Origin of the sequence: Dactylosporangium roseum, assembly GCF_025264685.1 — a bacterium.
Classification (GTDB): Bacteria; Actinomycetota; Actinomycetes; order Mycobacteriales; family Micromonosporaceae; genus Dactylosporangium; species Dactylosporangium roseum.
The window spans coordinates 6368360-6392453 of the sequence record NZ_CP073721.1 but is presented as its reverse complement, the minus strand read 5'-3'; the positions used below and the strand labels follow the sequence as shown (position 1 = coordinate 6392453).

23 protein-coding genes are annotated in these 24094 nt (G+C 71.5%); 20 read left to right on the top strand and 3 right to left on the bottom strand.

The window, feature by feature from the left end; translation table 11 throughout:
- Positions 1–62: 62 nt before the first annotated feature.
- The 17 genes from Drose_RS29955 to Drose_RS29875 all read left to right on the top strand — a co-directional run bounded on the left by Drose_RS29955 (position 63) and on the right by Drose_RS29875 (position 19504).
- Positions 63–563, top strand: a complete 501-nt coding sequence (locus Drose_RS29955) for a DUF2199 domain-containing protein (protein ID WP_260724633.1) — start codon at positions 63–65, stop codon at positions 561–563.
- Positions 564–776: 213 nt separating this feature from the next.
- Positions 777–1850 (top strand): FHA domain-containing protein, encoded by a 1074-nt coding sequence (locus Drose_RS29950; protein ID WP_260724632.1) that lies wholly within the window; start codon positions 777–779, stop codon positions 1848–1850.
- Between the two features lie 325 nt (positions 1851–2175).
- Positions 2176–3363 (top strand): elongation factor Tu, encoded by a 1188-nt coding sequence (gene tuf / locus Drose_RS29945; RefSeq protein ID WP_260724631.1) that lies wholly within the window; start codon positions 2176–2178, stop codon positions 3361–3363.
- 46 nt (positions 3364–3409) lie between these two features.
- Positions 3410–3925 carry a DsbA family protein gene (locus Drose_RS29940; protein ID WP_260724630.1) on the top strand — a complete coding sequence of 172 codons (516 nt, stop codon included), beginning with the start codon at positions 3410–3412 and terminating at the stop codon, positions 3923–3925.
- Positions 3926–4135: 210 nt separating this feature from the next.
- The gene (locus Drose_RS29935; RefSeq protein WP_260724629.1) at positions 4136–5170 is read left to right on the top strand and encodes an acyltransferase family protein; all 1035 of its coding nucleotides are present in this window, start codon (positions 4136–4138) and stop codon (positions 5168–5170) included.
- A 222-nt stretch (positions 5171–5392) separates the two neighbouring features.
- Positions 5393–6199 (top strand): hypothetical protein, encoded by an 807-nt coding sequence (locus tag Drose_RS29930; RefSeq protein ID WP_260724628.1) that lies wholly within the window; start codon positions 5393–5395, stop codon positions 6197–6199.
- A gap of 28 nt (positions 6200–6227) precedes the next feature.
- On the top strand, positions 6228–7355 hold the full coding sequence (locus tag Drose_RS29925; RefSeq protein ID WP_260724627.1) for a hypothetical protein: 1128 nt from the start codon (positions 6228–6230) through the stop codon (positions 7353–7355).
- Positions 7352–8827, top strand: coding sequence for a hypothetical protein (locus Drose_RS29920; protein ID WP_260724626.1), 1476 nt, complete (start codon positions 7352–7354; stop codon positions 8825–8827). The genes Drose_RS29925 and Drose_RS29920 overlap by 4 nt, the downstream gene beginning before the upstream one ends.
- Positions 8824–10197, top strand: coding sequence for an AAA domain-containing protein (locus tag Drose_RS29915; RefSeq protein ID WP_260724625.1), 1374 nt, complete (start codon positions 8824–8826; stop codon positions 10195–10197). Before Drose_RS29920 ends, Drose_RS29915 begins: the two co-directional genes overlap by 4 nt.
- Before the next feature lie 568 nt (positions 10198–10765).
- Positions 10766–11155 carry an NYN domain-containing protein gene (locus tag Drose_RS29910; protein ID WP_260724624.1) on the top strand — a complete coding sequence of 130 codons (390 nt, stop codon included), beginning with the start codon at positions 10766–10768 and terminating at the stop codon, positions 11153–11155.
- A 376-nt stretch (positions 11156–11531) separates the two neighbouring features.
- Positions 11532–12134 (top strand): winged helix-turn-helix domain-containing protein, encoded by a 603-nt coding sequence (locus Drose_RS38855; RefSeq protein WP_313899948.1) that lies wholly within the window; start codon positions 11532–11534, stop codon positions 12132–12134.
- On the top strand, positions 12097–13962 hold the full coding sequence (locus Drose_RS29900; protein ID WP_260724623.1) for an endonuclease/exonuclease/phosphatase family protein: 1866 nt from the start codon (positions 12097–12099) through the stop codon (positions 13960–13962). The genes Drose_RS38855 and Drose_RS29900 overlap by 38 nt, the downstream gene beginning before the upstream one ends.
- A gap of 64 nt (positions 13963–14026) precedes the next feature.
- Positions 14027–14329, top strand: coding sequence for a hypothetical protein (locus tag Drose_RS29895; RefSeq protein WP_260724622.1), 303 nt, complete (start codon positions 14027–14029; stop codon positions 14327–14329).
- 284 nt (positions 14330–14613) lie between these two features.
- Entirely contained in the window at positions 14614–15585 is a 972-nt protein-coding gene (locus tag Drose_RS29890; RefSeq protein WP_260724621.1) for a magnesium transporter CorA family protein, read from the top strand.
- On the top strand, positions 15582–16961 hold the full coding sequence (gene lpdA, locus Drose_RS29885) for a dihydrolipoyl dehydrogenase (RefSeq protein WP_260724620.1): 1380 nt from the start codon (positions 15582–15584) through the stop codon (positions 16959–16961). Before Drose_RS29890 ends, lpdA begins: the two co-directional genes overlap by 4 nt.
- Positions 16962–17088: 127 nt before the next feature.
- The gene (locus tag Drose_RS29880; protein ID WP_260724619.1) at positions 17089–18483 is read left to right on the top strand and encodes a class II 3-deoxy-7-phosphoheptulonate synthase; all 1395 of its coding nucleotides are present in this window, start codon (positions 17089–17091) and stop codon (positions 18481–18483) included.
- Between the two features lie 49 nt (positions 18484–18532).
- Positions 18533–19504, top strand: a complete 972-nt coding sequence (locus Drose_RS29875; RefSeq protein WP_260729856.1) for a threonine aldolase family protein — start codon at positions 18533–18535, stop codon at positions 19502–19504.
- A 35-nt stretch (positions 19505–19539) separates the two neighbouring features.
- Here the strand turns inward: Drose_RS29875 and Drose_RS29870 are convergent, their stop codons facing one another.
- The 3 genes from Drose_RS29870 to Drose_RS29860 are packed head-to-tail and all read right to left on the bottom strand — an operon-like array spanning position 19540 to position 23025.
- A complete protein-coding gene (locus tag Drose_RS29870) occupies positions 19540–20424 on the bottom strand; it encodes a deoxyribonuclease IV (protein ID WP_260724618.1) in 885 nt (294 codons plus the stop codon).
- Positions 20424–22382 (bottom strand): Stk1 family PASTA domain-containing Ser/Thr kinase, encoded by a 1959-nt coding sequence (gene pknB / locus Drose_RS29865; protein WP_260724617.1) that lies wholly within the window; start codon positions 22380–22382, stop codon positions 20424–20426. Before pknB ends, Drose_RS29870 begins: the two co-directional genes overlap by 1 nt.
- Positions 22383–22416: 34 nt before the next feature.
- Entirely contained in the window at positions 22417–23025 is a 609-nt protein-coding gene (locus tag Drose_RS29860) for a hypothetical protein (RefSeq protein ID WP_260724616.1), read from the bottom strand.
- 111 nt (positions 23026–23136) lie between these two features.
- On the opposite strand from Drose_RS29860, the gene Drose_RS29855 reads away from it, so the two are divergent.
- The 3 genes from Drose_RS29855 to Drose_RS29845 are packed head-to-tail and all read left to right on the top strand — an operon-like array spanning position 23137 to position 24085.
- Positions 23137–23445, top strand: coding sequence for an Rv2175c family DNA-binding protein (locus tag Drose_RS29855; RefSeq protein WP_260729855.1), 309 nt, complete (start codon positions 23137–23139; stop codon positions 23443–23445).
- Positions 23446–23447: 2 nt separating this feature from the next.
- Positions 23448–23768 (top strand): lycopene cyclase domain-containing protein, encoded by a 321-nt coding sequence (locus Drose_RS29850; protein ID WP_260724615.1) that lies wholly within the window; start codon positions 23448–23450, stop codon positions 23766–23768.
- Positions 23765–24085 carry a lycopene cyclase domain-containing protein gene (locus Drose_RS29845; RefSeq protein WP_260724614.1) on the top strand — a complete coding sequence of 107 codons (321 nt, stop codon included), beginning with the start codon at positions 23765–23767 and terminating at the stop codon, positions 24083–24085. The genes Drose_RS29850 and Drose_RS29845 overlap by 4 nt, the downstream gene beginning before the upstream one ends.
- The last annotated feature ends 9 nt before the right edge of the window (positions 24086–24094 follow it).

The window sequence follows — 24094 nt, the reverse complement described above, 5'->3', positions numbered from 1 at the left end:
CGGGCCGGGCGTGCGGTCCGGCCCGCGGGAAGCCGCCGCCGGTCGTCTGCAAGGATGCCGCGGTGACTTTCGTCTGCGAGTGTTGCGAGCTCGACCTCGGCGACGTGCCCAGCGTCTGGGCGTTCTCCGCACCGGACTACTGGAGCGCGCCGGGCGTCGGCGGCGAATCGTTCCTGGAAGAGGAGCTGTGCTGCATCGACACCCCGGAGCGGGAGGAGCGGCACTTCTTCATCCGGGGCCTGATCGAGATCCCGGTGAAGGGCACCGAGGAGCAGCTCACCTACAACGTCTGGGTCAGCCTGAGCCCGGCGAACTTCGAGCGGGCCGTCGAGCGCTGGGAGGATCCCGGCCGCGTCGAGGAGAAGCCGTACTTCGGCTGGCTCTCGAACAACATCCCGGGCTACCCGGAGACGCTGCAGTTGAAGACCCGGGTGCACACCCGCGAGCCGGGGCGCCGGCCATTCGTCGAACTGGAGCCGACCGAACATCCGCTCGCCGTCGAGCAGCGCACCGGCATCGACGCGCATCGGCTGGCCGAGGTCGCCGAGGTCTGCGGCGGCTGAGGCCGCGGTTCATTCAGCCATTCACCGCTGTCCTCACGCCGGACGGTGATCTACCGTTGGTCACCAACAGTCATGGCATGTATACCGCGCACCGGTGCCTTTCCCGCCTCTCCCCCCGGAGGTGACGCCGATGCGCGACGCAAGGCCCGCCGCCGGTTGCCAAGGTGGTCGGCGGCGGCTTTGCGGACACCGGACTGATGCCATGATATCGGGGTGCGATTCGAAACCAGCCGTGCACTTGACGCGATCGAGCGGAGACTGAGCGTCGACCCGCTGGTCGCGGGTGGCGTCATCGACCTGGTGGAGGCGGCCCGCAGCGTCGACCTCGACGGCGGCCGTCCGGCCGCGCTGCTCCGCCTCGGACTCTTCGTCGACGCGCTCAGCCGTCAGTTGGGTGACGGCGGGGTCGGGCTCTATGCCGTCGCGGAGCGCGGCGCGATGTCCGACACCGACTTCACCTCCAACGAGCGGATGGTGCTGCGCCGCTGGTCCGACGACGGGCTGATGGAGATGTTGCCACCCGGTGCGCGGCCCGGCGGCCGTGTGCGGGAGGTCGCGGCGCTCACCGGCCTGCCGGTGATCAGCCGGGTACCGCTGCCCGGCCACCCCGGCCCGGTGTACGTGACGGTCGGCGCCCGCGGCGGCATGGACCTCACGATGGCGCCGTCGACCGGGTCGACGCCCCGGCCGCATCCGGTGCTGAGCCGGTTCTGGCGGTGCCCCGCCGGGGACTGCCCGGTGTTCGGCCGCCCGCCGGCCGCCGGCGCGGGCCAGGCCCCGCCGGCCCTGCCCAGCGGCGCGCCGATCTGCCCCCGGCACGGCGAGCGGCTCATCGACGCCGGCGTGCGCCCGCCCGCGGTGCCGATGGTGGTGCGGATCAACGGCACGGTCCGCACCCGCTTCCCGCTGACCGCGGCCCGGCCGGTTGTCGTCGGCCGCGCCCCGGAGGACGGCATCACGATCGGCAACTGGCTCGACGACGAGGCGAGCCGCCGGGTGAGCCGCAACCACGTCCGCCTGGAGTTGCGCGACGGCATGGTGCTGGTGACCGACGTGAGCACCAACGGTGCCGCGGTGCTGGCCCGCACCTCGGCCGCCGCGGCACCGCGTGAGGTGGCGCTCAACCGGCACGAGGCCCAGGCGATGGGGGAGTGGGACGAGGTCGAGCTCTACCCCGAGGTGACCGTCGGCCGGGCCGACCGGCCGCCGGCCGACGTCGCCAAGGGCGGCGCGCCTAACTCGGTGATGGCCGACGCGCCGACGATCGCGCTGCGTCTTCCCAAGTAGGAATACCCCCTGGGGGTGTTTGTCCAACGCCGTAGTGAAATGCGTTGCCGCTCGGTGCGGCGACGCGCTACGGTTCGCCCCGTGATCGTGACGACCGCCTTCCTGGAGCTGGGCCTGCTGGCCGGCTCGGCGGTCGCCTGGGCGCCTTCAGCGCTAGCCGCGGCGCTAGAGGCCGGCCTGCGACGCTGACCCTCCTCCCGCAGCTTCCCGCGGAACCGACGGAGGAGGGTGAGCCGGCCGAGCCGGAGACCCCCTTCCCAAGAGGATTCCCGGCCTCGGCACAGGGTTCTGCACACCGGACCACAAATCCACTGTGGAGTGTCAGATGGCCAAGCAGGCGTACACGAGGAGCAAGCCCCATCTCAACATCGGCACGATGGGTCACGTCGACCACGGCAAGACGACCCTGACCGCCGCCATCACCAAGGTGCTCGCGGAGCGGTACCCGGCAGTCAACCGGTACACCTCGTTCGAGGGGATCGACCGGGCGCCGGAGGAGATCACCCGGGGCATCACCATCAACATCGCCCACGTCGAGTACGAGACGGCGACGCGCCACTACGCGCACGTCGACATGCCCGGTCACGCCGACTACGTGAAGAACATGATCACCGGTGCGGCCCAGGTCGACGGCGCGATCCTGGTCGTCAGCGCCGTCGACGGGGTCATGCCGCAGACGCGCGAGCACGTGCTGCTCGCCCGCCGGATCGGCGTGCCCTATCTCGTCGTGGCGATGAACAAGGCCGACGCGGTCGACGACACCGAGCTGCTCGACCTGGTCGAGCTCGAGGTCCGCGAGCTGCTGAGCGAGTACGGGTTCCCCGGGGACGACATCCCGGTGATCCGCGTCTCGGCGCTCAAGGCCCTGGAGGGCGACCCGGTGTGGACGCGGGCGGTCGTCGACCTGCTCGACGCGGTCGACGAGTACGTGCCGCTGCCCGAGCGCGTGCTGGGCGAGCCGTTCCTGATGCCGATCGAAAACGTCCTCACCATCACCGGGCGGGGCACCGTCGTCACCGGCGCCGTCGAGCGGGGCAAGCTGGTGCTGAACACGCCGGTCGAGATCGTCGGGCTGGGACCCACCCGGTCCAGCGTGGTGACCGGCCTGGAGATGTTCGGCAAGCAGCTCGACCGGGCCGAGGCGGGTGACAACGCGGCGCTGCTGCTGCGGGGTGTCCGCCGTGACGAGGTGCAGCGCGGCCAGGTGGTCGCCCTGCCCGGCACGGTCGCGCCGCACCGGCGGTTCCGGGCGCACGTCTACGCGCTCACCACGAAGGAGGGTGGACGGCACACGCCGTTCTTCGCCAACTACCGGCCGCAGTTCTACTTCCGCACCACGGACGTGGTGGGCTCGGTCGACCTCGGCGAGGTCACGATGGTGATGCCGGGTGACACCGTCGACCTGACGGTCGAGCTCGGCCAGCCGATCGCGATGGACGTCGGCCTCGGGTTCGCCATCCGCGAGGGTGGCCGTACCGTCGGCGCCGGCACGGTGACCGAGCTGCTGGACTAGCACCGCACACATGCGTCATCCTGCCCGTTATGGGCAGGATGACCGCATGGGTACCAGGTTGAGTCTCCCGCTGACCGGCGACGACCACGTCCAGGGTTACGCGACCGCGCCGCTGACCCTGGTGGAGTACGGCGACTACGCCTCCCCTGGGACCGGGCGGGCCTTCGGTGTCGTGGAACGCCTGCAGTTGCGCCTCGGCGACCGGCTGCGCTTCGCATTCCGCCACTTTCCCCTCGTCGACGCCCACCCCCGGGCGATGCCCGCCGCCCTGCTCGCCGAGGCCGCCGCCGACGCCGGAGCGTTCTGGGGGATGCACGCGCTGCTCCTCGCCCATCAGGACCGCCTCGAGGACCCGGACCTCGCGCGGTACGCCGACCAGTTCGGGCTGCCCGACACCGGGGGAACCCGTGCGCACTACGAACGGATCGACCGCGACCTGAGCAGTGGCCGGGACAGCGGCGTCGGCGACGTCCCGGCGTTCTACGTCAACGGGGCCCTCCACGACGGGGCGTACGACTACGACTCGCTTGCCGCGACCCTCGATCGGGTATCAGGGGCGTGAACCGGACGTCCCGGCCGTAAATCGACGGACCCGCATCCGCTGGCACCGGTCGCGCGGTGGAGCCGGTGTCCAATAGGTGAGAAAAGGGTGAACCACGCCTATTGCCCGATCGGTTACGGCTTGCGGTCTCTACGATCTTTGAGAAGAAACACAGCCAATTTTGAGCTTAACGAAGGTTGCCGTTAAGACGCACAGGGCAACCTGTAGGGGATGCGGAACCGGTACGTAGACCTCCTGCGAGCCGTCGCGATCATCCGCGTGGTCACGTACCACACCCTCGGATTCGCGTGGCTGACCGTGGCGTTCCCGGCCATGGGGCTGATGTTCGCGCTCGGCGGTTCCCTGATGGCCGCCTCACTGGATCGCTCCGGCGTCCGGTCCCTCGCCAGGCGGATGCGCCGCATCCTGCCGCCGTTCTGGGTCCTCGGCGCCTTCGCCGTGGTGATCATGAGCATCATGGGTGGCCTGGAACACACGTGGCGGCTCCTGCTGTGGTTCTTCCCGGTCGGCGACCCGCCGGCGAGCGACTGGGGCGCGCCGATGTTCGGCCAGATCTGGTACATCCGCTCGTACCTCTGGTTCATCATCCTGTCCCCGGTGCTGCTGTGGGTGTTCCGCCGCTGGCCGATCCCGTCGCTGCTGGTGCCGTTCACGGTGCTGGTCGTGTTGTGGGAGACCGGCCACGGCGACGGCGGCATCGTGCGTGACTTCTTCATGTACGCGCCGGCCTGGATGCTCGGCTTCGCGCACCATGACGGCACCCTCCAGCGCATCTCGAAGAAGGTGCTCTGGCCGCTCGCGGCGGTGATGGGCGGGATCGGGCTCACCCTGCTGTACAACAACCCCGGCCCGCGCGGCTACGACCTCAACGACATGCCGGTCGCCGACACGCTGTGGTCGACGGCGTTCCTGCTGGTGATGCTCAACGCCGCGCCGGCGGTGATGTCCCTCGGCGCCGCGGAGCCGGTCGTCGAGGCGGTCAACCGGCGCGCGCTCACCATCTACCTCTGGCACGAGGCCATCATCATCTTCGTGCGCAGCGCCGCGCTGTGGTTCGGCGTCTCGCTGCTCGGCGCGACCGGGGGGCTGATCCAGCTAAGTGCCGTGTTCCTGCTGGTAGCGGTGGTGGTGCTTAGTCTCGGCTGGGTCGAGGACCTCGCGGCCAAGCGCAAACCGCAGCTCGTCCCGCTGCCGAAGCGCACCCGTGCGGCCGTTCCGGAGCACGCGGCCCCGGTCCCCGCCTGACACCCGAGGGCGACACGCGCGCCCCCACCCCCCGATCCGCGCGTTGATCATGCAGTTGTGGTGCCTGGACAAACCGGGCATTCAGGGAGTGTCCAGGCACCACAACTGCATGATCAACGCGCAACCACGCGGCGAACGCGGCGGCACGTGAGTTGGCGAACGCGGCGACACGCCGACACTGGTCTTTGCTGGAGTTTGCTGGAACCGGCTACCGTGCCGTTCGTGTCCGAACCGACCTCGGCCTCCATCGAGGCCCTCGAGCGGAGGATCGACCGGCTGCGGGGCGAGCTGCGGCGCGCCGCCACCGTCGGTGACCGGACGCATGCCCGCGCGCTGCGGGCCGAGCTGCGCCGTGCGGAGCACGCCTGGGACGACGCCCTGGCCGACCTGGAGGATCGGGCCGTCCCGGAGCGGGCCGGGGCGCTCGGCCGTATGCCGCCGCCGATGCTTTCCATCCGCGAGCAGGTGCACCACGCGCTCACACTCCTGGGTGTCCCGGCGGCACCCAAGCTGATCATCGCGGTGCACGACGCCTTCTTCCCGGGGGAGCTGGTGGCCGCGCGGCTCACCAGCCTGCGCCGCGACGAGGAACGCTCCTTCAAGATCGCTCCGTTTGCCCGGCCGTACTATCTGTGTCCCGCTCTCGCCGCCGACCTCCTCTCGCCGGCGCGGGGCCTGCTCGCACTGTCGACCTGGCCGCTCGAGACCCGAGTGGTCGGGCCGCTGAGCGCTCGAGTCGACTTCCTCACCGGCGCGATCAGGGTGGCCCAGCGGGTGGCGCAGTTGCCCGAGGACGCCCACGACGCCCGCCGCCTGCTGTGGCGTTTCGCCGCGAGCATCCCGGGCGCCGCCGGCGGTGTGGTCGACCCCGCGATCGTGGCCGAACTGGCCCGGGCCGAGCTCGACGTCCACCTCGAGGCCGACGCCGCGGACCGCGCCGCGGCGGCGTCCCGGGCGCAGGAACGGCTCGACGGCGCCGAGGCGCTTTTCGGCGCCCGGCTGCAGAAAATGCGCAGGACCGCGAACTGATGCACGCCTTCCCCGAAATGAGACGCCCATGGACGCATTGGTCGACCGGCTGGACCGCATCCGCGGCACGGTTGCGCCGCGCAATCACAACGCGCGCACGATCTCGGCGCTCACCAGCAACCCGGGCTGCGGCCGCCGGGGGCTGATGGACGCCGCCGGGGTCAACAAGGGTGCCGTGGCCGGGCACCTCGGTTATCCGGCCGGCTTCGGCCAGTCCCGGTTCGCGATCGCCCGGGGCAACGCCTTCGAGGCGCAGGTCAAGGCCGACGGCGCGGCCGAGCTGCTGCAACTGCTGCGCGAGCGGCTGGGGCTGGCCATCCCCGAGGTGGCGTACGACGACCTGTCCAACGTCGGCGGCAACGCCAGCCGCGAGGTGCGGTACGCCCGCACGAAGAGCCTGCTGGCCCGCGCCGCGGGGGAGCGCGACGACGCCGGCACGCTCTTCGACCACCCGATGCTGCGGCTCGACATCGCCGGCTACTACGCCTACCTGGAGCCCGACCTCATCGCGTTCCGGGCCGGCGGCAAGTTCTACGTCGTCGAGATCAAGTCGTTCGCCGTCATCGACGGGCAGGCCGACGCGGGCAAGACGGCCGCGGCCGCTCGGCAGTCGGCGGTCTACGTGCTGGCGATGCGCGAGCTGCTCGGCGAGCTCGGCTATCCGCCGGAGACCGTCTCGCACGACGTGGTGCTCGTCTGCCCGGAGAACTTCGCGAACCGGCCCACGGCGACGCTGGTCGACGTGCGCAAGCAGCTCTCGGTGCTGCGGCGGCAGCTCTCGCGGCTCACCCGGCTGGACGACATCCTCGACTCGCTGCCCGCCGGGCTGTCGTTCGACCTCGGCTACGACGCCGACCACCTGCCCACCCGCCCGGCCGACGAGCTACGCAAGGCGGTGAGCGCGATCGACGCGAGGTACAGCCCGGACTGCCTCGGCACCTGCGAGATGGCGTTCCTCTGCCGGGAGGAGTCGGCCGGCTCGACGGCGGCGCTGGGTCGTTCGGTCCGCGACGATCTCGGCGGCGTGGAGAGCATCGGCACGGTGCTCGGCCTGGCCCGTGGCACGCTCACCCCGGGCGCGGGCCAGGAGGAGATCGCCGGGCTGCTGCGCTTCGCGCACCGGCTGCGCACCGAGTGCCTCGAAGGGATCGCGTGAGCATCCTGACCGCACTCGCCAGGGCGGAGGCGGTCGAGTCGGGGCGGGCGCAGCCGCTGACCACCGTCCGGCACACGCACATCGCCGACCGGCCGCTGGTCCTTGTGCCGCTCAGCCTCGCCGGCGAGGCCGCCGCCCCGCTGGCCGCGATGGTCGGCACCGACCCGGCGGCGCCCCGGCTGCTCGTCGTGGCGAACCCGCGCGACCGCACGCAGCGGTTCGACTTCGTCGCGCGGTTGGCCCGGGTCCTGCTGTCCTATGTGGACGGCTGCGCCCGTGCCGTCGACACCGCTCAGACGTCGAAGGTGCGGTACGCCGAGGCGCCGCAGGTGCTGGTGCCCAACCGCGGCGGTGTGGAATTCGTCCGGCTGCTCGGCCGCTCGACCAGGTTTCGCCGCCCCTTCGGCCCGTACCCGGTGCACCGCAGCGTCCCGCTGCTCGGGCAGTGGCTGACGTTCCTGCGGGAACGCGCCGACCACCCCGGATCGGCGATGCTGCTGGCGATGACCGAGGTGCTCGGCGCGCACTGGGCCACCGGTCAGAGCGGCCTGGAGGACGCCAACCTCGCCGCGCTGATCGGCTGGATCGACCCGCCCGACGGCCTCGACGGCGCGACCGCCGCCGCCCTGGCCGAGGACCCGCTGCGCTGGCCGCCCGCCGGGCCGAGCACCGACCCGACCTTCGACAACGAGATCCTGGCGCCCGCGCTGGCCACCGTGGCCCGCGCCGCCGACGACCACGCCCGCGAGCGTGCCGTCGCCGCGCTCACCGCGGCCCTGTCCGACCAGTTGCAACCCACCTGGGAACTGGTCTGGCAGGCGGTCGGCCTGCTGCGGGCCCGGCGGCCGGGCACGTCCGTCGAGGCCCGCTGGGCCATCGACCGCGATGTCTTCACGGTGTACCACATGTCGCTGGCCGAGGGCACCGCGCTGCCCCAGCCGCGGCGGGACAGCGCCGTCGCCGCGGCCGGCCGGCTCGACCGGCTGGAGCGTGAACAGGCCCGCTACGACGCGCAGCGCGCGCTCGACGACCCGCTCGTCATGGCCGAGTTCCGGCTGGCGGGCGAGGCGTTCACCGGCACCGTCGTGGCCGCTTCGCCCAACCGCGTCGACACCTCGGGCAAGAAGGCCGCCTTGCGCCCGCACATCACCGTGCAGACCGACGACCCGGTGCGCCTCGAGCCCGGCGCACAGCTCGTCTCGCCCGCGCGCCTCGCCCAGCAGGCCGTCGTGATCTCGGTGTCCGATGTGGACGTCGTGCTCGAGCTCAGCAAGGGCATGGGCCGCTCGGTCAAGAACCCGGCACCGGGCTCCGTGCCCGAGGTCGGTGAGCGGGTCACCTACGGACCCGTCACGGACTCCTACCAGCCGCCCGGGAAGTTCCCGAGCCGGGAGGACACACCGTGGACGCACGGCGGGCCGCCGCCGGAGCTCCCGCCAACCGACCTCGACGCCACGGAGGACTGGTCGTGATCGAGGCGATCCTGCGTGATTTCGGCAGCTCACAGGGGCGCGGCGTGGTCGTCGACTCGCCGCCCGGCGCGGGCAAGTCGACGCTGGTCGTCCACGCCGCCCGTACCATGGCCGAGAGCGGCGAACGGCTGATGGTGATCGCGCAGACCAACGAGCAGGTCGACGACCTGATCGACCGGCTCGCCACCGCCGCGCCGCAGCTCGAGATCGGGCGGCTGTCCGCGTCGACCTACGTGCCCGCCCAGCGGGTGATCAAGCACGGAACCGTCACCGTCAGCGGCGCGGTGTCCGACGTGCAGAACAGCGCCGTCGTCATCGGCACCGCGGCGAAATGGGCCACGGTGAGCGACGGCACCTGGGAGCGGGCCATCGTCGACGAGGCATATCAGATGCGTTCCGACATGTTGCTGCGGGTCGCCGGCCGGTTCTCCCGGGGCCTGTTCGTGGGCGACCCGGGCCAGCTCGACCCGTTCTCCGTGGTGGCGGGCGAGCGGTGGGCCGGCCTGTCGTGGGATCCGATGCAGAGCGCCGTGGCGGTGCTGCTGCGCCACAACTCCGACCTGCCGGTGCACCGGCTGCCGGTGTCCTGGCGGCTGCCGCCGTCGGCGGCCGACCTGGTGTCGGCGGCCTTCTACCCGTTCACCCCGTTCCGGGCGGGAACCGCGGAGGGGGACCGGCGGCTGGAGTTCTCCACCAGCGCGATCGGCGGAGGCTCTCGCCAGCACCGGTCGACACCTTCGGCGCTTGACCTCGGTCCTCGCCAGCACCGGTCGACGCCTTCGGCGCTTGACCTTGGGCAGGGGATCGACAACACGCTGGAGATCGCCCGGCGCACCGGCTGGGCGCTCCACGAGCTGCCCGCCCGCCACACCGTGCGCACCGACCGGGAGGCGGTGGCGACGATCGCCGCGCTGGTGACCCGCCTGCTGCAACGGGGGCCGGTCGCGTACTCCGAGCACGCCCCCGACGGCCGCCCGGTCACCGCCGAGCGGGTCGCGGTCGGCGCCGCGCACCGCGATCAGGTGGCCGCCATCCGGCAGGCCCTCGCCGGCAGCGTCGCCGCGGACGTCACGGTCGACACCGCGAACCGGCTCCAGGGCCGCGAGTACGACGTCACGGTCGTGCTGCACCCGCTCTCGGGTCGCCGGGACGCCGGCGCGTTCCACCTGGAGGCCGGGCGGCTGTGCGTGCTCACGTCCCGCCACCGGCACGCCTGCATCGTCGTCGCGCGGGCCGGGATCGCGGAGCTGCTGGACAACCACCCGTCGGCGGAGCCGGTGCACCTCAACGTCCCGGTCCGCTTCCCGGACGGCTGGGAGGCCAACCAGGCGGTCCTCGCGCACCTGTCCCGGTCCACGGTCAGGGCCTGAGACCCGGCGCCGGTTCGGCGGTGGCGGTGCCGAGGGTTCAAGGGGCACCGGTCAAGGCCGCGATTTCGGCCGTGCGGCCGTCTGTCAACCCCGGTGCCGCGCTACGAGACGGTGACGCACGGTCGTGCGGCGGGTATCTGTCGCTCGTGGTCGCCGCTGGACCCGGGGCGGAGCGTTCCGGCCGGGCGACTCCAGATCATGGGAAAGATCTGGCTATCGGGGCAGCCACATCTTTCCCATGATCATAAAATCAGCGGCGTGGTGGCGGCGTGCGCGGGAACATGAGATCGGGCGGCGTGGTGGCGGAGTGTGCGGGATCATGGGGTCGGGCGGCGTGGTGGCGGAGTGTGCGGGATCATGGGGTCGGGCGGCGTGGTGGCGGAGTGCGCGGGAACATGGGGTCGGGCGGCACGGCGGCGGATCGCGGTGGATTGCGGCGGAACGCGCGCCGGCCAGCACGCCTCGGCGGCGCCGCGCCGCGCCCGGATTGTCGGCCTGATCAGGGTTGGCGGCGGGCTGTCGGGCTGAACTTCGCGGCCCTGGGGCGCCGGTAGGTAACACTTCCGGCATGGAACCGCTCATCATCGTCGACGGTGCGAACGTCGTGGGATCAGTGCCCGACGGCTGGTGGCGCGACCGCGCCGGAGCGGCGGCCCGGTTGCGTGATGCGTTGGCGGCGCGTGACGAATCGGCGCTGCCCGGTGAGATCGTGTTGGTCGTGGAGGGTGCGGCGCGGGGGATCGGTCCGGTCGCCGGGGTGGGTGTGGAAGCCGCGCCGCAATCCGGTGACGATCATATTGTCGCACTCGTCCGGGACAATGTGTGGCGCAGGCCGGTGATCGTCGTGACAGCCGACCGGGGGCTCCGGCAGCGCGTCGAGGGTCAGGGTGCGAGTATTATCAGCCCCGGCCGGCTGCGGGCCTCGATCCCATATGGTGGTGCGACTGACCATACCTAACGGAGAGGATTTGTCGTCAACGTATCGGCATGTCGCAACGTATTTGCTGATGCTAGAAACGACGTTGTCCCACTGTGTGAGACCACGTTGACCCGCCGCGCGGGCCCGGCAATCCTGGATGAGGACCAGTGTCCGTGAATTGCCGGTGAATAGAGTCCGAAAACGTCAGACTTATTTGTGCCGACCTATTCTGTGCGGCACGTTACAGGCCTGTCGCACCGATTGACGATACTGGTAAGGTCGGAGCCATGTGCCCTGAGGTGCTGCTAGACCCCATGTGGGCGTCCCGCCGCGCGCACCATTTCGACGGCCTTTGTCGAATGACTACTCCCGTTGATTCGGCGTGAATTCCAAAGGCTTTCGAGAGGAAATGAAAATGGCCGTTTCGGTTGTCGGTGCGCCCGGGACCGCGTCGTCCGTGGTCACCATCACCGTCCACATCACGCTCAACGGCGACGAACTCCCACCCGAGGCGGCGCGCCTGCTCAACGACCTCGAAGCCCTCGCCGCCGCCCAGGCCACCCAGCAGATCCAGCGCGCCGCCCCGGCTCAGCGCGCCCCGGCCCAGGCGCCCACCCGCGCGCTGCGTCTCGTCGAGACCGCGGCCGAGCCGGCCGATGCCGGCGCGGACCCGAAGGCCAAGCGGATCGGGCGTGCGACCGTCGACACGCCACGGCTCCACCTGTGCACCGGCTCCCGCCTCGTCCTCCAGGACGGCGTCCCGGTGCCGCTGACCCGCCGGGAGTACGACCTCTTCCTCTTCCTCTGCGAGCACCCGCGCCGCGTGTTCAGCCGCGCGCAGTTGCTGCGCCAGGTCTGGGGCTACGACATGATCGGCACCGAGCGCACCGTCGACGTCCACGTCCGCCGGTTGCGGGTCAAGCTCGGGGACGCCGCACGGATCATCGCCACGGTGCGCGGCGTCGGCTATCGTCTCGACGATGACGCCGCCGTCCAGGTTGTCGTTCGCGAGGACTGACACGCTCGCGCTCGCCGCGGGCACGCTCCTGCTGGTCGACCTCCTGCGGGTCTGGCTGCCGTCGATCATCACGATCTTCGGGCAGGCGGCGTCCACGCCGGCCGAGCTCATGGGCGCGTTCGCCCTGGTGTGGTTCGTGGCGGCCGTCGCCGCGGTGCCGCTCGCCCGCCGCCTGCCGCTTGCGACCGTCGGGGCGGTCGGGCTCGCGGCCGCCCGGCTCGCGCTCGTCTTCATCCACGGTGGACAGCCGCAGCTCTACGTCGCGTCCCTCGGCCTGCTCGCCGGCCTCGTCTGGCTGGCCGCCACGGCCGCGCGCGGCGGGCCGGCGACCCCGGGCGTCCCGATCGGCCTGGCCGCCGCGGCGCTCCAGCACGCCGCACTGTCCACGGTCGACCTGTCGTGGCAGGCGTGGTGGTGGGCCGGTCCACTGGTCCTCGCCGAGGCCGGTGTCTTCCTGTGGTACGAGCTGAGGCCCGCCCCCGGACCGGTCCACGGCGGCGGCTGGCTGCTCGTCGGCCCGGCCGTGCTGCTCACCGGCATGTTCGTGCTGTCGCCCCCGATGGCGTCGATCGCGGTGTCCGCGCACAAGAACAACGTCGTGGAGCAGCCACTGCCCTTCCTGCCCCAACTGGTCCTCGGCCTGGCCGTCTTCGTCTTCCTCGTCCCGGTCCTGCGCGCACCCGGCGCCCACGTGCGATGGCGGCGGTGGTGGGCGGCCCTCTTCCTGGTCCTCGCCACGACGGTGTTCGTGTGGCCGATCTCGGTCACGCCGAGCTGGACGGGGCGCGTCGTCGCACTGGTGATGGGCGCGGCCGCCCTCGGAATCGCCCTCTCGGTCTCGCGCCGGCCCTCGCCGCGGCCCGAGGGCTACGCCGCCGTCGGCGGGATGGTGATCTTCGCCGTCGGGGCGGTCGCCTACTACGCGGCCTACGACATCGGCTATCCGAACTGGTGGGTGCCGCCGGCGGTCGTGCTGGTGCCGGTCTGGGTCCTCGTGCGGCCTCCCTCGTGGCCCGAGCCGCTGGGCTCCGGCGCGCTGCCCGTGCTCGGCGCCGCGCTCGCCGCGTGCCTGCTCGTCCCGCTGGCCGGGGTGTCGTTCCGGCCGGCGGTCCAGCCCGTCGAGGAGGCCGGACGGGAGTTGCGGCTCACGGCGTACAACATCCGGATGGGTTTTGGTCTTGACGGGACCTTCCGGCCGGCCGGGACGGCGGCGGCCATCGCGCGGGAGCGGCCCGACGTCGTGGTGCTGTCCGAGGTCGACCGGGCCTGGCTGCTCAACGGCGGCCACGACGACCTGGACGTGCTCGCCCGGAAGCTCGGCATGCGGTACACGTTCGCGCCGGCCGCCGACGCGGTGTGGGGTGACGCGGTGCTCACCAACCTGCCGGTCCGGCGGTCGGAGTCCGTGCGGCTGTCCGCGGTGGGAGCGCCGACCGGCGCGCAGGCGCTCGGCGTCGTGGTGGTGTTCGGCGGCCGCGAGATCGCGGTCGTGTCGACGCACATCCAGCCGCCGCCGGACGCCGAGCCGCTCGTGCAGGTGCGGGAGATCGCGGCGTTCGCCACCCGCTTCGGCGGCGACCGGCCCACGCTGATCGCCGGGGACCTCAACATCGAGCCGGGCAGCCCCTCGATGCGGGCCTTCGCTGAGGCGGGATACGCGGACGGTCTCGCCGCGTTCCGGCCGGTGCGCACGTTTCCCGCCGACGTGCCGGTCAACGAGATCGACCACGTGCTCGTCCGCGGTCTGACCTGCTCGAACGTCGTCGTCGGCACGGCCTTGACCGCCGACCACGCCCCGGTGTCGGCGGTGCTCGGCGCGGCTGTGTGAGCCGAACCGCGGTTCGACCGAGCGACGAATGGGCATCCCTTCCTCAAGAGAGAAAGGGGCAGCGATGAGCGTGACGCATGCGAACGGTACCGGGATCGAAGACACCGTCGCCGAGAAGCGCGGTGATCTCGGCAGTACGATCGCCGCGACCAAGGACCGCGCGGCCGGACTGGCCGAGCAGGGCAAGGACGTGGCACGTCGTCGGCCCGTTCCGCTGGCCACCGCCGCCGCCGGCCTCGCCACCGTCGTGGTGGCGGTCGCGACGGTCGTACGCCGTCGTCGGGCCCGCCCGATGACGCCGCGTCAGCGGGCCGTCGACGCGTGGCGGCGCACCAGCAAGAGCGTGAGGAAACGAGTCAAGCGGTAACCTCCTCTCCCGGCCGCGCTCCGCACTCCGGTGCGGGGCGCGGCTGCGTCGCATGGTCATCGGGCAGGCCGCGAGCCGGGTGGCCCGCGCCGCGCCGCGGCCCGCCCGCGGCGGCTCGGCACCGGCCGGCAGCGGGTCGGGGTGGCGCCCCGAGCGGGCGGCCCCGGCGAGGACGGCCGGCAGGTGGCCACCGTGCGGTCTGCTCCCTACGGTCCACTGTGGAACCGGGTGGGCCGCTGCGGCGAACCCCGCCGCCACGGCCTCCTTCTGCTTTGATGGGCGGTATGACGCGCACGCGGCTCTACCGCAACGGTCGTCTGGAAGCGGAGGACTTCCCGCTCGACGACATATCCAAGCATCTCCGGGACGCCGGCGCGGTCGTCTGGCTCGACCTCACCGACCCGGACGAGGCCGACTTCGGTCGGGTGCAGGAGGAGTTCGGGCTGCACCGGCTGGCGATCGAGGACGCGTCGTCGCCGCACGAGCGGCCCAAGCTGAGTCACTACGCCGCCCACCAGTACTTCAACGCGTACGCGACGAACTTCGACCCCGGGACCGGGGCCCTCACCGTTCACGAGGTGGCGGCCTTCGTGATGCGGCAGGCGCTGATCACCGTGCACGGGGGCGACTTCGACATGGGCGTCGTCGTCGAGCGCTGGGACGAGACCGCGGAGCTCGCCGGGCACGGCGTGCCGTACCTGGCGCACGGCCTGCTGGACGTGATCGTCGACCGGCAGTTCGACGCCGTGCAGGCGCTCGACGAGGCGCTCGAAGGACTCGAGGACACCCTGTTCGAGGAGACGCCGCAGGCGATCCGCCAGGTGCAGCAGCGCAGCTTCCAGCTTCGCAAGAGTCTGGGCCGGTTGCGCAAGGTCGGACTGCCGATGCGGGAGCTGGTCAACGGCCTCATGCGGTCCCGCGTGTGCGTCGTCGACGACGAGATGATGCCGTACTACCACGACCTCTACGACCACGTGCTGCGGGTGGCGGAGTTCACCGAGTCGCTGCGCGACTTCGTCGGGACCATTCTGGAGTCGAACCTCAGCGTCCAGGGCAACCGGATGAACAACATCATGAAGAAGGTCACCAGTTGGGCGGCCATCGTCGCGGTCCCGACGGCTGTTACCGGTTACTACGGGCAGAATCTGCCTTTTCCGGGTTTCGAGCAGCACGCCGGCTTCGTCAGCTCGGCGGTGCTGATCGTGGTGTTGTCCGTGGGACTGTATGTCACCTTCAAACGCAAGGATTGGCTATGACTGAACACTTCGACGTCGTCGTCCTCGGCGCCGGTCCGGGCGGGTACACTGCCGCGGTCCGGGCCGCGCAGCTCGGCCTGCGCACCGCCATCGTCGAGGAGAAGTACTGGGGTGGCGTTTGTCTCAACGTCGGCTGCATCCCGTCGAAGGCGCTGCTGCGCAACGCGGAGCTGGCGCACATCTTCACCGCCGAGGCCAAGACCTTCGGCATCCAAGGCTCCGTGACGTTCGACTACTCGGCGGCCTTCCAGCGTAGCCGCAAGGTGGCGGACGGCCGGGTCAAGGGCGTGCACTACCTGATGAAGAAGAACGAGATCAAGCAGTACAGCGCGCGCGGCTCGTTCCTCGACGACCACACCCTCCAGGTGGGCGACGAGACGATCACGTTCGCCAACTGCATCATCGCCACCGGAGCGACCACCCGGTTGCTCCCCGGCACCACGCTGTCCGACCGCGTGGTGACGTACGAGGAGCAGATCATGACCGAGGATCTGCCGTCCTCGATCATCGTCGCCGGCGCCGGCGCGATCGGCGTCGAGTTCGCGTACGTGCTGCACAACTACGGTGTCAAGGTCACCGTCGTGGAGTTCCTCGACCGGATCGTGCCGCTCGAGGACGCCGAGGTGTCGGCGGAGCTGGCCAAGCGGTACAAGCGCCTGGGCATCACCGTCCTGACCTCGACCCGGGTCGAGTCGGTGCACGAGACCTCCTCCGGCGTGCGGGTGACGGTCTCGTCGGGCGGTTCGACGCAGGTCCTGGAGGCCGACAAGCTCCTCCAGGCGATCGGTTTCCAGCCGCGGGTCGACGGCTACGGCCTGGAGAAGACCGGCGTGGCACTGACCGATCGCGGGGCGATCGCGGTCGACGGCCGGCTGCGCACGAACGTTCCGCACATTTTCGCGATCGGCGACGTCACCGCGAAGCTGATGCTCGCCCACGCCGCCGAGGCGATGGGCATCGTCGCGGCCGAGACGATCGCGGGCGCGGAGACCATGGAGCTGGACTACGTCATGATCCCGCGGGCGACGTACTGCCAGCCGCAGATCGCGAGCTTCGGCTGGACCGAGGCGCAGGCCCGGGAGAAGGGCTTCGACGTGAAGGTCGCGAAGTTCCCCTTCACGGCCAACGGCAAGGCGCACGGCTTGGGCGACGCGACGGGCTTCGTGAAGCTGATCAGCGACGCGAAGTACGGCGAACTGCTCGGCGGCCACCTGATCGGCCCGGAGGTGACCGAGTTGCTGCCGGAACTGACCCTGGCCCAGCAGTGGGACCTGACGGTGCACGAGGTCGCCCGCAACGTCCACGCCCACCCGACCCTGGGCGAGGCGGTGAAGGAAGCGGTCCACGGCCTGTCCGGGCACATGATCAACATGTAGACGACCCGGGGCGCCTGTTCGGCGGGCAGGCGCGCCCGGACGGTGGTCGTTCCGGGGCCGGTCTCGGGGCGTGGGATCGGCGGTGGCGACAGTCACCCCGGCGGTCCGAGTCGCTACGCTTTGGCTCATGCGGCAGGAGTGGCACCACTTCACATACCCCGGACCGGAGATCTCCCGCGTCGCCGTCCCGGGCAACCAGGACGACGACGAGTTCGGGCTCGACCGGTGGCGGACCATGCCCCGGGCGCAGGTCCCGCCGTGGCCGGACCAGGACGCTGTCGACGAGGTGGGGTCGCTGCTCTCCTCGGTGCCGCCCATCGTCGCGCCCTACGAAGTGGACCAGTTGCGGGAGCGGCTCGCGCTCGTCGCCGACGGCAAGGCCTTCATGCTGCAGGGCGGCGACTGCGCCGAGACGTTCGCCGACAACACCGAGGCCCACGTCCTGGCCAACGCTCGCACCTTGCTGCAGATGGCCGTCGTGTTGACATACGGTGCTTCGCTGCCCGTCATCAAGATCGGGCGGGTCGCCGGCCAGTTCACCAAGCCGCGTTCCGCGCCGCTCGACTCGCTCGGCCTGCCGGCCTACCGCGGCGACATGATCAACTCGCTCGACCAGGACCCCGCCGCCCGGGTCGCCGACCCGCAGCGCATGGTCCGTGCCTACGCCAACTCGTCCAGCGCGATGAACATGCTGCGGGCGTATCTCGGCGGTGGCATGGCCGACCTGCATGCGGTCCACGACTGGAACAAGGGTTTCGTCGTGACGTCGCCGGCCGGGCAGCGATACGAGGCGATCGCCCGGGAGATCGACCGGGCGCTGCGGTTCATGCAGGCCTGCGGGGTCAACGACGACGAGGCGCTGCGCACCGTGACCCTGTATTGCTCGCACGAGGCGCTCGCGCTCGAATACGAGCGGCCGCTCGCGCGCATCGCCGGCGGCAAGCCGTACGGGCTGTCCGGGCACTTCCTGTGGATCGGCGAGCGCACCCGCCAGATCGACGGCGCGCACGTCGACTTCATGTCCCGCATCGCCAACCCGATCGGCGTCAAGCTCGGCCCGACCACGACGCCCGAGCAGGCCATCGAGCTGTTCGAGAAGCTCAACCCGGACAACGTGCCCGGCCGGCTCACGTTCGTCGCGCGGATGGGCTCGACGAAGGTCCGGGACGTGCTCCCGCCCATCGTGGAGAAGGTCACCGCCGCCGGGTGCCGCGTCGTCTGGCAGTGCGACCCGATGCACGGCAACACCCACGAGTCGTCCAACGGCTACAAGACGCGGCACTTCGACCGCATCGTCGACGAGGTGCTCGGCTACTTCGAGGTGCACCGCGAGCTGGGCACCCATCCGGGCGGCCTGCACGTGGAGCTGACCGGTGAGGACGTCACCGAGTGCCTCGGCGGCGCGCAGGCCATCGTCGACGAGGACCTGCCGGGCCGCTACGAGACCGCCTGCGACCCGCGTCTCAACACCCAGCAGTCGCTGGAGCTCGCGTTCCTGGTCGCGGAGATGCTGCGTGGCTGATCGGGTCGTCGACTTCCGGTCCGACACCCTGACCAAGCCCTCGCCGGGTATGCGGGAGGCGATGGCCACGGCGGAGGTCGGGGACGACGTCTTCGACGAGGACCCGACCCTGCACGAGCTACAGGCGACGGTCGCGGCCATGTTCGGCCACGAGGCCGCCCTGTTCACGCCCAGCGGCACGATGGCCAACCAGTTGGCGCTCCAGCTCGCCGTCCCGCGCGGTGACGAGCTGCTCTGCGACGCCGCCGCGCACGTCGTCAGCGACGAGATCGGCGCGGCGGCCGCGCTCGGCGGCATCTCGACCCGCACCTGGCCCGCCGTCGGCGCCGCCGTCGACGTGGCCGTGGTCGAGTCGATGATCCGCCCGGAGGGCTTCGTGGCGGTGCCGACCCGGGCGGTCGCCGTGGAGCAGACCCACAACCGCGGCGGCGGCGGGGTGATCCCGCTGTCGACGCTCCAGGACCTGCGTTCGCTCACCGATCGCCACGGCGTGCGTCTGCACTGCGACGGCGCCCGCATCTGGCACGCGCACGTGGCCGACGGGGTGCCGCTGGCGGAGTACGGTGCGCTGTTCGACACGCTCTCGGTCTGCCTGTCGAAGGGCCTGGGCGCGCCGGTCGGCTCGCTGGTCGTCGGCTCCGCGGCGGCGATCGCGACCGCCCGGAGGCTGCGCAAGCGGATGGGCGGCGGCATGCGGCAGGCCGGCATCCTGGCGGCGGCCGGCCTCTACGCGCTGCGCAACAACATCGACCGGCTCGCCGAGGACCACGCCCGGGCCCGGCTGCTGGCCGAGGCCATGGCCCCGACCGGCGTGGTCGACCCGGAGCGGATCCGGACGAACATCCTGCCGCTGGACCTGACGAAGGCCCGGCTGGACGGCACCCGGTTCGCGGCGGCGGCCCGGGAGCACGGCATCCTGGTGTCGGTGCTCGGCCCGCGGCTGGTCCGCCTGGTGACCCACCTGGACCTCACCGACGAGGGCGTGGCCCGCGCGGCGAAGATCCTGCCCGGCCTGCTCTGAGACCGAAGAGCGCGGACCACACGCACCGCCGAAGGTCAGAGCGACGCGCGGAGCAGGGCGATGTCGCTCGCGTGGTCGACGGCCTCGGCGCCGCTGGGGGTCTCGACGACGACCGGGATGCCGGCGCTCGCGGGGTGCGTCAGGAGCTCGGCGAACGCGGCCGCGCCGATCATGCCCTTGCCGAGGGACTCGTGGCGGTCGCGGGTCGAGCCGCACGCGTCCTTCGAGTCGTTGGCGTGGATCAGGCGCAGCCGGTCCTGACCCACCGCCTCCACCAGCGTGTCCAGCGTCGTCGTCATGCCGCCCGGCTCGGCCAGGTCGTGACCGGCCGCCCAGGCGTGGCAGGTGTCGAAGCAGACACCCAGGTGCGGGTGGTGGTCGACCGCCGCCAGGTAGTCCGCCAGGTGCTCGACCCGGGACGCCAGCGAGCGGCCGCCGCCGGCACTCGGCTCCACCAGCAGCGGGGGCCAGCCCTCCCGTTCGGCGCGGTCCAGCAAGGGGGAGAGCACGGCTCGTACGACCTCCAGGGCCTTTTCGGCATGTGCCGCGGCGACGGCGGAACCGGCGTGGAAGACGACGCCCCGGGCGCCGATCGCCTTGCCGCGCCGAAGGGCGTGCTCCAGCGTCGCCACCGAGCGCTCGACGGTCGCCTCGGTCGGCGAGCCCAGGTTGACCAGGAGCGCGGCGTGGACGTAGGCGGCCACCCCGCGCTCGGCGCAGCCGGCCACGAACGCGTCGTCCTGCTCCGGGTCACCGGGCGTGAGGGTCCAGCCGCGCGGGTTGGAGACGTAGACCTGCACGGCCGTGGCGCCGGTCTGCTCGACGTAGCGGAGCGCGGCCTTGGCCAGACCGCCGGCGGCGGGCGCGTGCCCGCCGACCGGGGTCGTGACCGTCGTCGGAGGATCGGTGGTCACGGTCATCAGAAGAACGCGAACAGGCGGATCGTCGTGCCGGGCGGGACCTGCGTGCCGGGCTGCGGGTCCTGCTGCCGGACGGTGCCGAAGCCCTGTGCCTCGACGTTGAAGCCCATGCCCTGCAGCGTCTTGCGGGCCTCGTCGAGCTCCATGTTGCGCACCTCGGGCACGGTCACGAGTGCCGGGCCCTTGGAGACCTGGAGGTCGATGACCATGCCGTCGGTGACGCTGTTGCCGTCGCCGATGCTCTGCGAGACGACTTCGTTCTTCGGTTTGTCGCTGTCGACCTCTTCGACCTTGTTGACCGTGATCTTCACCTTGGCGAGGTCCTGCTTGGCCTGATCGAGCTGCTTGCCGATGACGAGCGGCACCTTGACCGGGTTGGGCCCCTTGCTGACGAACAGCGTGACCGTCTGGCCGGGCTTGACCTGCGTGCCGATCTGCGGGTCGGTGGCGACGACGTAGCCGGCCGGCATCGCGTCGTCGAACCTCTCGGCGCGGTTGGCGACGAGTTTCATCGCCTGGATGTCGGCGACCGCCAGGTCATACTCCTTGCCGGCGATGTCCGGCACCTTGTAGATCTCGGGTCCGAGTGACAGCGTGATCGTGATCGTGCCGCCGTCCAGGATGCGGTCGCCGGGGCTCGGAACCTGGGACAGCACCTTGTCCCTCGGGATCCGCGCGTCGAACTTCGCCTCGGCGAACTTGACCTTGAAGCCGCTGTTCTGCGCCTGCTGGATCGCTTGTTCGCGGTTGTACTGCGTGAGGTCCGGAGCGGCTGAGTAGCGCCCGACGCCGAACCAGTAACCGCCGATCGCGACCAGCAGGCCGAGCGTCAGCATCGCCGCGATCACCGTCAGGCGGGTGCGCGGGCTGGCGTTGACCTGGGCGAGCAGCCCACCCAGACGGCCGCCGGGACCGGCGGTGACCGGGGAGGTGTGCCGGCGCCGGGCGGGCGACGGGGCCGAGCCGGGCAGCCGCGCCCACGACGGTCGCTGGGGCTGCGACTGGTAGGTCTGCGGCACCGACTCGACCCGTGGCACGATGACCGTCGGCTGCGCCACCGGCCGGGACCGGCCGGTCAGGTCGACGCCGATGTCGTCGCGGGTCGACTGGACCTCGGCGAGCAGCGCGCCGGCGTCGGTCGGCCGGGCGCCCGGGTCACGACGGGTCGCGCGGGTCACCAGGTCGTCGATCGCGGGCGGCAGGCCCGGCACGTAGCGCGACGGGAACGGCACGTCACGGTCGACGTGCTGCCATGCCACCTCGACCGGGCGATCGGCCTCGTAGGGCACCCGGCCGGTCAGCATCTCGAACAGCACGATGCCGGCCGAGTAGACGTCGGTGCGCGGGTCGGCGTGGCCGTCGGTGACCAGCTCGGGCGCCACGTAGGCGACGGTGGCCATCAGGTGCGAGCCGGTCTCGTCGGCGCTCGCCTCGACGGCGCGGGCGAGCCCGAAGTCGGCGACCTTGACCACACCGTCGACCAGGTCGTGCGTGCCGCCGGGCGGCTCGGCGACCAGCACGTTTTCCGGCTTGACGTCGCGGTGCACGAGGCCGGCGCGGTGCGCGGCGGCGATCGCGGCGAGCATCTGCTCCATGACCGCGAGCGCTTCCTGCGGCTGTAGGCGGCGGCGCTCGGCGAGCACCTCGCGCAGCGTGCGGCCGCGGACATACTCCATCACCAGATAGGGCAGGCCCTGGTAGGTGCCCTGGTCGTAGACGGCGACCACGTTGGGGTGGGTGAGCCGTGCGATCGTCTTCGCCTCGTCGGTGAATCGCTCGACGAACTGCGGATCCCGCGAGTGCGCCGGATGAATGATCTTCAACGCGACCGTGCGCTCGAGCCGCTCGTCGAGCGCGGTGTAGACCGTCGCCATGCCGCCCTTGGCGACACGTGCGCGAACGCGGTAGCGCCCGTCGACAAGCGCACCGAGCAGTGGATCGGCGACCGTGGTATCCATTGGCTGCGAGTGTACGGCTGGTGAAGCCGAAACCTCATCGCCCGACGCTGGTTTGCCCCGTCGCGGCGTTCTCGTCACCGTATCGTCCGGCTTTCGGGGGGTTTGAGGCTGAGCTGCTCGTCGACGGTACGGTTGCTGAGGGTGACGGGCTGGCGGAATCGCTGGCACTCGGGCTCTCCGACGGCGTCGGTGTGCTTTCGGGTTCGTTGGTCGTCGGTACGACCGGTGGCGCCTGGACGGGCGGCAGGGCGATCACCTGCGGGGGTGTCGACCGCCGCACCTGCGGGCGCGGCTGCGTCAACCGCGGTGCCGGGCCGGTGAGCGGCGCCGTCGTCGCCGCGGCCGGCGCCGCGGGCGCGGCGAGCGGTGGCTCCGCCGGCCGCGCGGTCAGGGCGGAGAGACTGCCGACGACCGCGAGATACGTCCCCGCCGCGCCCCCGGCGACCAGCAGCGCCACGCCGGTGACGGCGGCGACGCGCCGGGGCGGCCGGTGCAGGCCCCGGTGGTGCCAGGGGCCGAACTCGGCCGTCTCCGCCCTGGTCAGCCGGTGCGTGCGGCGCCGGTTGACGTGCCGGTCGAGGTCGTAGCACGCGGAACGCCAAGCGCCGGCGACCTCACGGTGGACCTTCAGCCAGAGCCCCACTTGCCGCTCCCTTCTGTCGTGTGTCGGCGCCTCGTCGTCGTGCCGTGCCCTGGGACATGGCACTGTGAAGAGGTGACCGAACAACCTGCGGGACCCATCGAGTGGCTGACCATGCCCGAAGTCGCCGAGCGACTCGGCATCCCGGTCAACCGGGTCCATCAACTCGTCCGCGAGCGCTCGCTGATCGCCGTCCGGGAAGGGGGCGTGTTGCGCGTCCCGGCCGACTTCGTCACCGAGGCCGGTGTGCTGAAGCACCTCCCCGGCGTGCTCACGTTGTTGTCCGACGCCGGGTACAACGAGGCTGAGGCGCTGCGGTGGCTCTACACCCCGGACGAGTCTCTGCCCGGCACCCCGGCGGAGGCGCTGTGCGGCAACCGCGCGACCGAGGTCAAGCGCCGGGCGCAGGCGCTGGGCTTCTGACGGTGCGCGCGACGTACCTGCTGGTCCTGGCCGGCTGCCTCGCCGGCGCACTCTGGCTGGAACCGCTGCTCAAGGTCGGTGTCCTGCGACAGGTCCGCCGCCTGGTGCTCACCATCGCGCCGATCGCCGCGGTGTTCGTCGTCTGGGACCTGCTCGCCGTCCGGGCGGGTCACTGGACGTTCGACCCGCGGCAGACGGTCGGTGTCGTGCTCCCCGGCGGGCTGCCCCTGGAAGAGGTGCTGTTCTTCCTCGTGGTGCCGCTCTGCGCGATCCTCGGGTTCGAGGCGACGCGGCAGACGCTGCGGCGCTGGTCGCGCCGATGACCTACACGGTGGCGGCGGTCGTCGGCCTGGTGGCCGCCGTGGTGGTCGACCTCTTCGTGCTGCGCACCCGGCTCGTGCTGGGCCGGGTGTTCTGGTGCACGTATCCGATCATCTTCGGGTTCCAGTTGCTGTCGAACGGGATCCTGACCGGCCGCGGGGTCGTGCTGTACGACCCCGCGGCGATCCTCGGCACCCGTCTCGTCCACGCGCCGGTGGAGGACCTCGTGTTCGGATTCGCGCTGATCCTGACGACGCTGTCGGTGTGGACGTGGCTGCCGCGCCGGTCCGCCGGCTCGGCGGACTCCACCCGCGACTGAGCCACGGCC